Origin of the sequence: Carboxylicivirga marina (assembly GCF_016612505.1) — a bacterium.
Classification (GTDB): Bacteria; Bacteroidota; Bacteroidia; order Bacteroidales; family Marinilabiliaceae; genus Carboxylicivirga; species Carboxylicivirga marina.
The window spans coordinates 18136-32062 of the sequence record NZ_JAENRR010000026.1; the positions used below are offsets into that span (position 1 = coordinate 18136).

General features: G+C 38.9%; 11 protein-coding genes. 7 read left to right on the forward strand and 4 right to left on the reverse strand.

Going from position 1 to position 13927, the window contains the following annotated elements; translation table 11 throughout:
* Positions 1 to 18: 18 nt before the first annotated feature.
* The 3 genes from JIV24_RS11920 to JIV24_RS11930 are packed head-to-tail and all read left to right on the forward strand — an operon-like array spanning position 19 to position 2386.
* A complete protein-coding gene (locus tag JIV24_RS11920) occupies positions 19 to 525 on the forward strand; it encodes a UpxY family transcription antiterminator (protein ID WP_200465271.1) in 507 nt (168 codons plus the stop codon).
* Between the two features lie 52 nt (positions 526 to 577).
* Positions 578 to 1582, forward strand: a complete 1005-nt coding sequence (locus JIV24_RS11925) for an SDR family NAD(P)-dependent oxidoreductase (protein WP_200465272.1) — start codon at positions 578 to 580, stop codon at positions 1580 to 1582.
* Between the two features lie 6 nt (positions 1583 to 1588).
* Entirely contained in the window at positions 1589 to 2386 is a 798-nt protein-coding gene (locus JIV24_RS11930) for a hypothetical protein (protein WP_200465273.1), read from the forward strand.
* Between the two features lies 1 nt (position 2387).
* On the opposite strand, the gene JIV24_RS11935 is transcribed toward JIV24_RS11930, so the two are convergent.
* The 3 genes from JIV24_RS11935 to JIV24_RS11940 all read right to left on the reverse strand — a co-directional run bounded on the left by JIV24_RS11935 (position 2388) and on the right by JIV24_RS11940 (position 4059).
* Positions 2388 to 2906: a hypothetical protein gene (locus JIV24_RS11935; RefSeq protein ID WP_200465274.1), complete on the reverse strand. Its 519-nt coding sequence runs from the start codon at positions 2904 to 2906 to the stop codon at positions 2388 to 2390.
* 20 nt (positions 2907 to 2926) lie between these two features.
* Positions 2927 to 3058, reverse strand: a complete 132-nt coding sequence (locus JIV24_RS22650; protein WP_262896401.1) for a hypothetical protein — start codon at positions 3056 to 3058, stop codon at positions 2927 to 2929.
* Positions 3059 to 3120: 62 nt separating this feature from the next.
* Positions 3121 to 4059, reverse strand: coding sequence for a polysaccharide deacetylase family protein (locus JIV24_RS11940; protein WP_200465275.1), 939 nt, complete (start codon positions 4057 to 4059; stop codon positions 3121 to 3123).
* 268 nt (positions 4060 to 4327) lie between these two features.
* On the opposite strand from JIV24_RS11940, the gene JIV24_RS11945 reads away from it, so the two are divergent.
* From JIV24_RS11945 to glgP, 4 genes are all read left to right on the forward strand, one after another.
* Positions 4328 to 6262 carry a glycogen debranching enzyme N-terminal domain-containing protein gene (locus JIV24_RS11945; protein ID WP_200465276.1) on the forward strand — a complete coding sequence of 645 codons (1935 nt, stop codon included), beginning with the start codon at positions 4328 to 4330 and terminating at the stop codon, positions 6260 to 6262.
* A 6-nt stretch (positions 6263 to 6268) separates the two neighbouring features.
* On the forward strand, positions 6269 to 7564 hold the full coding sequence (locus tag JIV24_RS11950) for a glycosyltransferase family 4 protein (RefSeq protein ID WP_200465277.1): 1296 nt from the start codon (positions 6269 to 6271) through the stop codon (positions 7562 to 7564).
* An 18-nt stretch (positions 7565 to 7582) separates the two neighbouring features.
* Positions 7583 to 8878, forward strand: a complete 1296-nt coding sequence (locus JIV24_RS11955; RefSeq protein ID WP_200465278.1) for a glycoside hydrolase family 57 protein — start codon at positions 7583 to 7585, stop codon at positions 8876 to 8878.
* Between the two features lie 64 nt (positions 8879 to 8942).
* Positions 8943 to 13166 carry an alpha-glucan family phosphorylase gene (glgP, locus tag JIV24_RS11960; protein ID WP_200465279.1) on the forward strand — a complete coding sequence of 1408 codons (4224 nt, stop codon included), beginning with the start codon at positions 8943 to 8945 and terminating at the stop codon, positions 13164 to 13166.
* 376 nt (positions 13167 to 13542) lie between these two features.
* Here glgP and JIV24_RS11965 read toward each other — a convergent pair whose 3' ends face one another.
* Positions 13543 to 13899 carry a trypco2 family protein gene (locus JIV24_RS11965; RefSeq protein ID WP_200465280.1) on the reverse strand — a complete coding sequence of 119 codons (357 nt, stop codon included), beginning with the start codon at positions 13897 to 13899 and terminating at the stop codon, positions 13543 to 13545.
* Between the last annotated feature and the right edge of the window lie 28 nt (positions 13900 to 13927).

The following is a 13927-nucleotide window of genomic DNA, read 5'->3' on the forward strand; positions in this document are numbered from 1 at the left end:
CGCGTAAAAATTAAGGTTTTGAAGAAGAATCAGGAAAAATCCTGGTATGCACTATATACCAAATCCAGAGCTGAAAAGAAGGTACTGGAGCAACTAACTCAAAAAGGCATTGAAGCCTATTTGCCACTAAAACGTACGCTAAAACAGTGGAGCGATCGCAAAAAATGGGTTGAAACACCTATCATTAGTTCATATATTTTTGTGAAAATACCACAAGCAGATTACCAACGTGTTTTTGATATTAATGGCATTGTCGCTTATGTATCCTATAAAGGGAAAGCTTGCGTTATACCTGAAAGTGACATTCTCGCAATGAAACGAACCATTGAAAATCAAATGGAATTTAGCGTTGAAAGTGACCAAATTGAAAAAGGACAACAAATAACAGTCACATCCGGACCATTAGAAGGCATTTGTGGCCAGGTAATGGATGTACAAGGAACTAAAAAAATCATTCTAAGAATCAATCACATTGGCTATACTCTAGTCGTTAACCTCGATGGTGCTACCTTTAAAAAAGATTAAGTCACCTAATTAATATAAATCGATTAGTACCACACCTAACTCACACAAGCCAATGACACAATTACCAAATGACAGCATTTTAATAACAGGAGCTGCTGGCTTCATAGGTTTTCACCTGTCTAAAAGATTGTGCAAAAGTGGATATAGCGTCATTGGCATTGATTCTGTCAATGAGTACTATTCCACACAACTAAAAAACGACCGATTAAAACAACTGAAACAATACCCTAATTTTCATTTTCGGAAAATTGACATCTGCGACAAAGAAAGCCTTGACAAAGCGTTTAAAAAACACCGCTTTAAGATCGTCATCAATTTGGCTGCTCAGGCGGGCGTTCGATACAGTATTGAACAACCATACAAATACATCGACAGCAACTTAATTGGCTTCATAAATATACTAGAAGCCTGTCGTCATTACCCGGTCAAACACCTCATATACGCAAGTTCGAGTTCGGTTTATGGCAATTCTAACAGCATTCCTTTTTGCACCAATGAGGCTTGTAACGAACCTGTATCACTTTATGCTGCCACCAAAAAATCGAATGAGATGATGGCGCATAGTTATGCACATTTATATAAAATTCCGGTTACCGGCTTACGCTTTTTTACTGTTTACGGCCCCTATGGCAGACCCGACATGGCATATTATTCCTTTACTGATAAAATTGTGAATAACAAAAGCATTCAAGTTTATAACGAAGGAAAGCTTGAACGGGACTTCACCTATGTAGATGACATTGTAGAAGCCATTGAAAAACTAATTGACTTACCATTTAACAAAGGGGAAGAGAAAGAGAAACCTTATCGTTTGTTTAACATTGGGAACAATCAGCCAGTCAAACTAATGCACTTTATTAACACACTTGAAAAATACATTGGCAAAGAGGCGACCATAGACTTATTACCCATGCAGAAAGGTGATGTTTATCGTACATTTGCCGACATTAAGCCTTTAGAAGAGCGCATTGGATTTAAGCCAACAACGAGCATTAATGAAGGCTTAAGCAAATTTATTGACTGGTATAAATCATATTACAACATCTCATTAAAATAAAGCAGCATGTACGAAGAAGAATTACCAATTGAAGAGTACATATATAATGAAGCACTAAAAGAGCGACACGAAGATACCCAGCGCTTTAAAGAACTGATTGCCCTAAACGATGCTTCTAATGAAGATGCTGCGACAGAACTATTATACGTAAGTAAGCGCCTCTTTTATAATTTTTATGACCTGGATGTGATAATGGCAGCTCGCAATACAATGCTCCACTTCTTTGATGTTGATACAGATGACGATGTTATTTCATCAACGATGAATAGTGGTATTAGTGAGCACAATGATTTGATTGAGGATATACTTAATGCCCTGGACGACATTGATGATTTGAAAAAGCTAAATCTTAAGAAGCTAGCTAATCGTTATCCTGAACTCCCCTTTTTATCATTGATGAAAATTGTATTGATGGAAATTGAAGAGGCTCCAACAAAAAAAATCATCAATCAATTAGAAGACGCACTATCGATATACCCTGATGACTTATTACTGAAACTTGAGCAAGAATCCATTCTAAACCGAAATAGCAAAAAAGCAGGTTGGATTTCTGATGATTTTATCAAACACAAAACTGCCTCGCAAATATTTAAGAACAAAGTCATTCATTCGTTTGAGCTAATGACGCTCCATACAGCCATTTTTGAATATCTGGTTAGCAAGAATGACATATTAATGCTTGATGCGCTAATATTTGCCTCTCAAACATTATATCCTGAATGGGAAGATGCCTGGAGTGACAAAGAAGTATATAGTGAAATTTTAAAAGTAGAATTTTGCAAGTTAAATGACGCCGCTGTCTAGTTTAAACAGATAAGTAAGATTTTAACTTGCTAAGAAGTGGAGTAATATTTTCGGCGCCTCCTGTAAAATAGGCAGCTCCCAAATCCACAACTTTCTTGCCCGATTCTGCCGCTAAACCTTCCAGAAACTTTCGCAATATCAACTTAAAGGTAATGGGTGTATTTTTTTCATGGCTGATGGCAGACTTTCCTTCTTTTACAATACGCTCAATAGCCTTTTCGGGATAATAACATGCCAGCAAATCAATAAACGATTCGATGTGAATGCGGGTAATTTCAGAGTTGAACGAACTATCGGCATAATGCCCCATTTTCTTTAATTGTGCACCTATACTCGTTCTAATAAACTTGTTTTCAATAACAAATTCGACTTTATTTAAATCTCCCCGAAATTTTGATTTAGCAACTTTTTTAAAAAACGCAGTCTTAATATCAGCCTCTGTAATTTGACTATACTTAAGGTCGCTTTCATATGCCAATCGTCGTATTTTGGTTTCTGGAATTTGCAAATCCAAACTCATTTCAAAATTGGATTTACCACTTAAATCACCATACTTACGTAACAATTAAATACCAATACCTCAAAATCATTTTTGGTCATAGAACCGAAACCTCGTGTAGCATATTGCTCAATAAATTCAATAGCAAACTGTTCTTTATCTGTCACTTTCATAAAATAAGCTCTTTAGTTAGGTATAAGTTGTAAAAATAATACTTTATCAGTTATTCAAAAGGCTAGTATTTCTTTTGTGACGAGATACGGTCATACAACTTCATATAAGCCAATACATCAGGCTCCTGACGCATTAATGCGATTCTTTGCTTGCTATCTTCCATCCATCGGTATACCCAAGAGATACCCCACTTCTTATAAAAATAGCTCGTTTGCGTATATACTTTATCTTGCATAGCAGTATCAAGGCTCACAAACTTATAATCTTGCTCCCTTAACTTTTTAATAATCACTGGCAAATAATCCACATTAATAGAATTATCGTGGCAGAGATAAATGTGCTTAATAGCACGATCATATTGAGCAAACATCAGCGAATCCATCCAGTGAAAATTACGCATTGTTGCTTGTACATAAGCCTCTCCTATTTCGCTCGGTTTGTGGATGCTATCCGTATCTATATAATATTCATAGATAGTATTAAACATCCAATCAGAACTCTCGATTGTAAAGGGCGTGGATATTAGCTGAAGCGAATCTAACAGAAGTTGAGCTGCCAAGTGTTGAACTGAATCTTTCCCTAAATTATTGTATGGAAAGCGAAAATACTTTAGTGCTTTAGAATGTTGAGAACATAACGCTTTGCTTAAAGCCATTCCCTTGATAATATCATTTGCAAATGAATCAACACCAATCTCTGAGTATCGAGAATGGGCAAACGTGTGCATACCTACGGTTACTTTTTCATGACTTATCCATCTTTCCAGCACTCTTTCCCCAATTTTGCCAGACGGGTGATTAACAACTAAACCTTCATTTATAAATGCAGCGACAGGAACACCTAAAGATGAAATTGTATCCAATAGCTTTAAACATCCATCCTGCTGATATTTTCCAACCTTCGGTACGTCATCAACAGTGATAGCTACATATTTTTGAGCTTGCAACAAATTGCCGAAAAACAATAAAAACAATGCAAGAATAAAACTAAACCTTACCATTATATAATTATAAAACAATTATTAAATAATCGAAAGGATACTTTCTAATTAAAATATTAAACAACTATAATGTGTTATTTTAACACCTTTAACCATATTCTACCAACAAATAGTAGTTAATGTTATTAAATATTAAAAATATGATTTTTGTCACAAAAAAGGATAGTTGGCAAAAAAAATTACCTAAATTTGATACGGGAATACCTAGGGAGTAAGACAACGCAACAACAAAATATTTATTTTTTAATCAAGCTATTACCTTTTGCGTATGAGTTACTTAAAGTTCGACAAGGCTCAATTGGTAAACACCGAATACTCCTTAAACAAGGAGTTTATTCGTACCAATAGAGCAGGTTCATTTGCTAGTTCAACCATCATTAACTGCAACACCCGCAAGTATCATGGGTTGCTAATTTGTCCAATTGAGGAATTTGGTGGCGACATGCATGTGCTTCTTTCATCGCTCAATGAAACAGTTATTCAACGCGGTGCATTATTTAATCTGGGTATTCATAAATATCCGGGTACTTATAGTCCCAAAGGGCATAAGTATATAAGAGAATACGAAGTAGATCCCAACCCTGCCATTACCTATCGCATAGGAGGTGTACTACTAAAGAAGGAACTGTTACTTGTCGAAAAAGAACAACGCATATTAGTAAAATACACACTACTGGAAGCTAATTCGCCTACAACCATTCGTTTTCAACCCTTTGTGGCATTTCGTAATATTCATGCGCTTACCAAAGCCAATCTAGATGCTAATACACGCGCTACAGAAGCAAAAAATGGAATAGGCTTAAAGCTTTATGAAGGTTTCCCGCATTTGTACATGCAAACATCGAAAACCTCAGAGTTTGTGCATGCGCCCGACTGGTATTACGACATTGAATACAAAGAAGAGAAGAAACGCGGCTATGCGTGTCACGAAGATTTATTTGTGCCAGGCTATTTTGAAATGGAAATTAAAAAAGGAGCCCCTATCATCTTTTCAGCAGGAACTAAAGAACTTGTTCCTAACACATTGGCACGCCAGTTTAATAGCGAAATAAAAAAACGTATTCATCGCGATAGTTTTGATAGTTGCCTTAACAATTCAGCAGAACAATGCATCTCACGAAAAGGTAAATCGGTAAGTGTCATTAATGGCTTTCCCTTTTTAAGCCACAGCGAACGAAACACCTTTTTGTCAATCCCGGGCTTATGTCTTGCACGCAACGATGAAAAAACGTTTCAGGAAATTCTGAATACAACTGTTAAAACCATTACAAATCGCTTTTCACCAGAGTATGCCCTAAATAAAGACCGTACTTCGGTTGATGTGCCTTTATGGTTCTTTTGGACATTGCAAAAGTATATCCAAAGTGGAGCTGACAAAGCAACTATCTGGCTTAAGTACAAAAAAACTATCAAGGAAATACTGCGAACATATAAAGATGGTTCTCATCTGGCCATTGAATTACACGATAATGCCTTACTATGGACCAGCCAAAAGGGTGTCACCTGGATGAAGGTTCGAAACAATGGTACATTCCTACAGCAACGCATGGGCTATGTGGTAGAAATAAATGCTTTATGGTACAATGCCATTTCATTCGCACTGGAATTAGCTGAAACATCTAAGGATAAAGTATTTATAAAAGAATGGAGCAAATATCCTTCAACAATAAAGGACAGTTTCAATCAAATATTCTGGGATGAAAACACGGGTTATTTAGCTGATTATGTACTCGAAGATTATACAAGTTGGAGCATACGGCCCAACATGCTGTTTGCGGCTTCTCTTCCCCACTCCTGCCTAAATCTTGAGCAAAAGAAAGCCATATTAGACAAAATAGAAAGAGACCTGCTCACACCGAGAGGCCTTAGAACCTTATCGCCAAATAATCAGGACTACCTGGGTGTGATAAACGGTAATGAATATGATCGTAATCGCGCTTTTCATAATGGTTCCGTTTTCCCATGGTTATTTGGTCACTATGCCGAAGCCTACCTCGATTTGCACAAATTATCGGGTGTAGCGCATATCAAACGACTACTTGAAGGATTTGAAGATTGTGTAACCGAACATGGAATCGGATCAATCTCTCAAATTTACGATGGCAATCCGCCTCATAAGCCTAATGAAGCAACCTCTTATGCACTGAGTGTTGGCGAAATCATCAGGATTGGTAAAATGATTGAAAATCTATCTGTTAAGTAGCAATCTATGAAAGTATTAATGTTTGGGTGGGAATTTCCACCACATATATCAGGCGGTTTAGGAACAGCCTGCTACGGATTAACCAAAGGTTTATCTAAAATTGATGATTTGGACATTGTGTTTGTTGTGCCTAAAGCATATGGTGACGAAGACCAAAGTAAGATGCAGTTAGTTGGCGCTAATAGTACACACATTAAGCAGGTACAAGAGCACATCCGCCTCTTTAAGTCAAAGCACACTTACCTGGAAGTCGAGTCAGAATTAATACCGTATAACGATCCGGATGAGTATTACACCTTTCGCGACTCGGAGTTATATGACAACAAGAAACTCTTTAAAGTCAATAAAGAAGGAAAGCTGGAGTTTAGTGGTAAATATGGTGCTAATCTGATTGAAGAAATATACAAATATGCCTATGTGGCCTCCACAGTAAGCATGGACAATGAACACGATGTGATTCATGCACACGATTGGTTATGCTACCCGGCGGGTATTGCAGCCAAAGAAGTATCGGGTAAGCCACTGGTCGTTCATGTGCATGCCACCGACTTTGATCGTAGTGGTGGAAGTGTTAATCCCAAAGTTTTTGAAATTGAAAAGAAGGGAATGGATGCTGCCGATAAAATTATTGCTGTTAGTAACCTGACCAGAAATATTGTGATCGAAAAATACGGTCAGAACCCCGATAAGGTTGAAACTGTATATAACGCTGTTGAACCGGTGACTATTGAGCAAAAGAAGGCCATCAAAAAGGGTGTAACAGAAAAGGTGGTTACCTTTTTAGGACGTATCACCATGCAAAAAGGTCCTGAATATTTTGTTGAAGCTGCCAATGAAGTACTTAAGCGAACCGACAATGTTCGTTTTGTAATGGCAGGCAGTGGCGATATGCTTGAAAAAATGGTAGCACGCGCCGCTCAACTGGGCATTGCCGATCGCTTTCATTTTACGGGTTTCTTAAAAGGCGATGATGTATTTAAAATGTTTGAAATGAGTGATGTTTACGTCATGCCATCCGTTTCCGAACCTTTCGGCATCTCCCCATTGGAAGCCATGCAATCCAATGTACCGGTGATAATCTCCAAACAATCGGGCGTATCAGAGATACTCACCCACGCCGTAAAAGTTGATTACTGGGATATTGATGCCTTGGCAGATGCCATATATGGCATTATCAAATACGATTCTTTATCAGGTATATTCAAAGAAAAAGGTAAAGAAGAAGTAGATAACCTAAAGTGGACCAATGCCGCTATTCATGTACATCAGGTGTACAACAGTGCGATTAACACATTCCTTTAAACTCTAAAACTAAATAAAATGAAGTCAATTTGCTTATATTTTCAGGTACACCAACCTTTACGATTAAGACGCTATCGTTTTTTTGATATCGGTAACGACCATTATTACTACGATGATTTCACCAATGAATCCATCATGCAAAAGATTGTGAAGGAATGTTACCTGCCTGCCAATGAAATATTACTGAAACAGATAAAAGCCAATCATAACCAATTCAAAGTTACTTTCTCAATCACAGGTGTGGTGTTAGACCAGTTTGAACAATATGCACCAGAAGTTATCGATAGCTTTAAGCAACTGGCCGATACCGGTTGTGTTGAGTTTTTAGCCGAAACCTATTCTCATTCTTTGGCCGCCCTTAAAGATCAGGATGAATTTAAAGCACAGGTAAAAGCGCACAGCAAGCGTATTAAACAGCTCTTTGGTCAAAAACCAAAGGTATTTCGCAATACGGAACTGATTTATTCCGATGAGATTGGTAAGAATGTTGCCAGCATGGGTTACAAAGGTATGCTCACCGAAGGTGCCAAGCATATACTTGGCTGGAAAAGCACCAATTACCTTTACTGTAACGCCATCAACCCTAAACTGAAATTATTGATGCGTAACTATACCTTAAGCGACGATATTGCTTTCCGTTTTTCCGAACAAGGTTGGAATGAGTGGCCACTTACAACCGAAAAGTTTGTAAGTTGGATGAATAAGATGGATGAAAAAGAAGAGATCATCAACATCTTTATGGATTACGAAACCATTGGTGAACACCAGAAGAAGGAATCCGGCATCTTTGATTTCCTCGATAACCTACCTGCTGCAGTACTGAATACCAAAAACTATAAATTCACTACTCCATCAGAGGCCATTAAGGAATATCAACCCATTGCGGTAGCGCATGTACCCAATACCATTTCGTGGGCTGATGAAGAACGTGACTTATCTGCCTGGCTAGGTAATTCATTGCAAGATGAAGCATTTACCAAGCTAAATGCATTACGCGATGATGTACTCGCTATTAATGACAAACACATCAATAAAGACTGGAACTACCTGCAAAGTAGCGATCATTTTTACTATATGTGTACCAAGTTTTTTTCTGATGGTGATGTACACTCGTATTTTAATCCATACAATTCGCCCTATGATGCCTTTATAAACTTTATGAACGTATTAAGTGACTTTAAAATCAGGGTTGACAAACTAAAGGACGCAAAAGAAAGTCAGTCTGTTCAAGATGAATTGATAAAAAAAGATGACCTGATAGAACAGTATAAGAAAGAAATAAACAAGTTAAAAAAGCAAATCGTTCAGGAGTGAGTCATCGATTGCTAAATCAGCAACTAAGAGTAAAACGATTGGTAATTAACTAAAACATTGACGTATGAAAAAGATAAAACCAGGTCCGGATTTTATATTCGAAGTTAGCTGGGAAGTATGTAATAAAGTAGGAGGAATTCATACGGTAATTTCCACAAAAGCACTATCCTTAAAACAAACATTTAAGGATAACATTATATACATTGGTCCCGACTTTAATTACAAAGAGCATCGCGACAAAGAGTTTAAAGAAGACACCTCATTATATCCCGAATGGCAACAAAAGGCCATCGATATGGGCATTCCTATTCGCATTGGACGCTGGAAAATACCTGGCGAACCACAGGTGATTCTCATTGATTTTAAGCCCTTATTAAAAAACAAAGATGCCTTTTATTCAAAAATGTGGGAGGTGTATAAACTGGAGTCGCTATATGGTGCTGATGACTACCATGAACCAGCTATTTTTGGATATGCGGCAGGGCTGATTATCGAAAGCTTTGTAAAAGAACACATTTCGGTACGCGAAAAAGTGGTGGCCCAATTTCATGAATGGATGACGGGTGCTGGCTGTCTGCATATTGAACATTATATGCCTGAGATTGCGACCATATTTACCACACATGCCACCATGCTGGGACGTGTATTGGCCAGCAATGGCGAACCATTATACGATAACCTTTATCAGTTCGATACCAAGAAAAAAACCAATCAGTACAACGTATCGGCTAAGTGCTCATTGGAAAAGAAAGCAGCCTTGGCTGCCGACTGCCTAAGTACAGTGAGTGAGATAACCGCCAGAGAGTGCAAACAATTTTACGGACGTGCGGTGGATGTGGTAATGCCTAATGGCTTTGAGGATGATTTTGTTCCGGAACCTGAAGCATTAAATAAAACTAAAAAATCATCGCGCCAGCTGCTTAAAAAGGTAGCCGAATCGATGCTCGGACACCACTTACCCGATAACACATTATTTGTAGGAACCGGCGGTCGTTACGAATACAAAAACAAAGGTATTGATATACTGTTGGATGCCCTAGGGCAAATCAACCATGATCGGGGGCAGGAACGTGAGATTGTGGCCTTCTTTTTTATACCGGGTGACCAGCGCGGTCCAAGAAAAGACCTACTGGAAGCACTGGAAGCCAATAAGACTGATGAAGCACTCGTAACGCCTTTTATCACGCATTACCTGGGTAATGTTGATCACGATCCTATTCTTAACAAAGTGAAGGAAATAGGGTTTACCAATGGGCATAATGAAAAAGTAAAGATCATATTCGCTCCAACTTATTTAACAGGGCATGATGGCATATTTAATAAATCGTACTACGATTTACTAATGGGACTCGACCTTTCACTGTTTCCATCCTATTACGAACCATGGGGCTATACACCTATGGAAAGTGTGGCCTTTGGCGTACCTACCATTACTACTAGTCTGGCTGGATTTGGTAAGTGGGTAATGCAAATTGATGAAGCAGGAAAAGGCGGCGTGGAAGTTATCGAGCGTAGCGACTCGAATACTGATGAGCTCGTTCACAACATTGCTCATTTCATTCAACGGTTTGCTGCTCTCAACGATGCAAGTATTGAGTCGTATCGCGATAATGCTCGCAAAATTGCCCAAAAGGCGCTCTGGAAAAACTTTATCGGCTATTACAACAAAGCCTATGAACTAGCAATTACAAACAATATGAATAAAGGAAAAGATACCCACGAGACCAAACAATTTCATGTTGCCAAAACAAATGAATTACAATGGCGTAAGTTAGTTGTTGAATCGAATTTACCTACTGACTTATCTGGCCTTGAAGAGCTTTCACGCAACCTTTGGTGGTGTTGGAATTACCAGGCCATTGACCTGTTTAAATACATCGACCCCGAATTATGGATAAAAGTTAAAAAGAACCCGATTGTATTGCTCAAATCCATTAGTACAACACGCTTAAACGAGTTGGAGAAAGATCAGGAATTCTTAAGGCAATACCAATCCGTTTATAAGGATTTTAAAGATTACATGGCTGTTAAACCAGCAGCTAACGCTCCACAAATAGCCTATTTTAGTATGGAATATGGCTTGAGCGATAATCTGAAGATTTACTCAGGTGGCTTGGGCATATTGGCAGGCGATTACCTCAAAGAGGCCAGTGACTCCAATGTTAATATGGTGGCTGTTGGCTTTATGTATAAATTTGGCTATTTCACCCAGCGCCTGTCGCTCAATGGCGAGCAATTGGTTGAACTCAATGCACAGAAATTCTCATTCTTACCAATAAACTTGTTACGTGACGAAGCCGGCGTACCACGAAGCATCAACTTCCATCTGGAAGGACGTACCGTTAAAGCCCTTATTTGGGAAGTAAATGTAGGCCGCATTAAGCTTTATTTGCTCGACACCGAAACAGAAATGAACGAAGAGCAGGATCGGGTTATTACTCACCAGCTTTATGGTGGCGACTGGGACAACCGCATCAAGCAGGAAATCCTGTTGGGTATTGGAGGTATACGTGCTTTGGATGAATTAAATATTGATGCCGACCTGTACCATTGCAATGAAGGACATGCAGCTTTGATTAATGTTGAACGCCTCAAACAGCTCATCAACGATGGTTACTCCTACGAAGAGGCGCTGGAAATTGTACGTACCTCATCCTTGTTTACAACGCATACGCCTGTGCCTGCCGGTCACGATACCTTCTCACCTGATATGATACGCCATTATTTGTATTATATCCCTGAAGAATTAGGCATTAGCTGGGATAAATTTCTGGCATTGGGACGCGCCAACCCATTAGATGATAATGAAAAATTCTCAATGAGTAATCTGGCGGCGCATACATCTGTGGCCATGAACGGTGTCAGCTGGTTGCATGGTAAAATATCGCAGGAGATGTTTAACAACCTATACGAGGGATACTTCCCGGAGGAGTTGCACATTGGCTATGTAACCAATGGAGTACATTATCCTACCTGGACGGCCAAGGAATGGCGCACACTGTACGAAAGTGAGTTTAAAAAAGGTTTTATCAACGACCAATCGAACAAAAGTTACTGGGAAAAAATACACCAGATTAGCGATGAGAAGATTTGGGCCACTAAAAACTGCTTACGAAAGCAATTGATTGATTATGCCAAAGATCGCTTCCACCGCAACTGGATTAGGCGTTATGAAGACCCCAAGAGCCTGGTTGACATTATCGATTCTATTGATGAGAAAACCTTAACCATCGGTTTTGCACGTCGATTTGCCACTTACAAACGTGCCCATTTGCTATTTAGTGATATCGATCGTTTATCGAGAATATTGAATAACCCCGAAAAACCAGTGCAGTTTATCTTTGCCGGTAAGGCCCATCCGGCAGACAAAGCCGGTCAGGATTTAATTAAACTAATTGTCGATGTATCGCGTCGTCCTGAGTTTGTGGGTAAAATTCTTTTCCTCGAAAACTATGATATGGAGCTGGGACAGAAACTGGTAAAAGGTGTTGATATTTGGATGAACACCCCTACCCGTCCGCTTGAAGCTTCGGGTACATCGGGCGAAAAAGCAGTCATGAATGGCGTCATGAACTTTAGTGTGCTCGATGGCTGGTGGCTCGAAGGTTATCGTAAAGGAGCCGGATGGGCATTAACCGAAAAACGCACCTACGAAAACCAGGCCTTTCAGGATGAGCTGGATGCACAAATCATTTATTCAACATTTGAAAATGAGATTGTCCCACTATTCTATAAACGCGATGAAAATAACATTCCGGTAGATTGGGTGAAGTACATCAAGAATTGTATTGCCGATATTGCACCTGATTATACCACCAAGCGCATGATGGACGATTACAAAGAACGCTTTTATGAACCAATGTTTAAACGGGTTAAAAAAGTTCGCCTCAAAGATTACGAAATGGCTCGTGATCTGGCGGCCTGGAAACAGAAGATATTAGCTTCATGGGATAAAATAGAAGTAATATCGGTAGATGCACCAAGTACGCCTAAACACAAGTACCTCTCGGGTGAAGCTTACCATATGGAAGTGGCCCTTGACCTCAAAGATTTGATTGAGGAAAATATTTGTGTAGAGTTGGTTATACGTAATTCGTCTGATGACAAAAATATAGGGCCGATTGTCACTAAAAAGTTTAAGCAGGTGCGCAAGGTGGATACATTGGCTTTTTACGAGCTGGATCTGGAACTGCAAGACCCAGGTATATTTGACTTTGGTGTACGTGCCTATGCTTGTAATCCTCAATTACCGCACCGTCAGGATTTCAGTTACGTAAAGTGGATTTAAAAGGTTAATAGTCTATTAGGTTAATAGGCCGATAGATTGATAGGTCATTAGATTGATAGGTCATTAGATGATGACAATACAAAGAGCTGTTCATATTTGAACAGCTCTTTGTATTTTACAGCGATAGTTGCATCCCTTACCCGGATGTAGTTCAACGATCATTATTACCACAAGACCGTTAAGCGTAGCGTCTCGCTACGCTTAAATCAGCCAGGCCTCTGGCCTAACAATCCGGCAAGTAAAGCACTGATTACTAATCAGGATTGTATTATGAAAAACCTGTCAGGATTCGGTATGGTATGAATGATACGACGTAGCGAGACGCTACGCCGAACAGAGGCGTTGCTGAACCATGGCTTCAAATGTAGAAGTAAATTTACATACTGGACCCATAGCTCGTAAGCCCAGCTCTTTTGCCTGCTATTTTAATGCTTTCACTAATGCTTACGGGATTTACAGGACTTACGGACTTGACTTCATCGGGCACTTTAAGATCCAACGTTATTTTGTGTACTTGCTGTTCGGTATAAGTCTTATTCAGCTTCCCATCAATTACCTTTAGGTTAACACCTCCACTTTTACCACTGCTTTTTTCAACAACAAAGTTGACTTCAATTTTTAGTTTATCAACTTCAAATAAAGTATCATGACCTTTTGCCACCCTTAGTTTTTCCGAGGCAATTAATTCTTCACGTACTTCGTGAATCAATTCTTTTAAGTTTAGTTCTGACATAGTTTACATATTAAATTTAGTTATCAAT

Bases quoted from the DNA above. Each gene is read 5' to 3' on its own strand.
- JIV24_RS11925 (WP_200465272.1), top strand. From the start codon at position 578: ATGACACAATTACCAAATGACAGCATTTTAATAACAGGAGCTGCTGGC.
- JIV24_RS11930 (WP_200465273.1), top strand. From the start codon at position 1,589: ATGTACGAAGAAGAATTACCAATTGAAGAGTACATATATAATGAAGCA.
- JIV24_RS11935 (WP_200465274.1), bottom strand. From the start codon at position 2,906: ATGAGTTTGGATTTGCAAATTCCAGAAACCAAAATACGACGATTGGCA.
- JIV24_RS22650 (WP_262896401.1), bottom strand. From the start codon at position 3,058: ATGAAAGTGACAGATAAAGAACAGTTTGCTATTGAATTTATTGAGCAA.
- JIV24_RS11940 (WP_200465275.1), bottom strand. From the start codon at position 4,059: ATGGTAAGGTTTAGTTTTATTCTTGCATTGTTTTTATTGTTTTTCGGC.
- JIV24_RS11945 (WP_200465276.1), top strand. From the start codon at position 4,328: ATGAGTTACTTAAAGTTCGACAAGGCTCAATTGGTAAACACCGAATAC.
- JIV24_RS11950 (WP_200465277.1), top strand. From the start codon at position 6,269: ATGAAAGTATTAATGTTTGGGTGGGAATTTCCACCACATATATCAGGC.
- JIV24_RS11955 (WP_200465278.1), top strand. From the start codon at position 7,583: ATGAAGTCAATTTGCTTATATTTTCAGGTACACCAACCTTTACGATTA.
- glgP (WP_200465279.1), top strand. From the start codon at position 8,943: ATGAAAAAGATAAAACCAGGTCCGGATTTTATATTCGAAGTTAGCTGG.
- JIV24_RS11965 (WP_200465280.1), bottom strand. From the start codon at position 13,899: ATGTCAGAACTAAACTTAAAAGAATTGATTCACGAAGTACGTGAAGAA.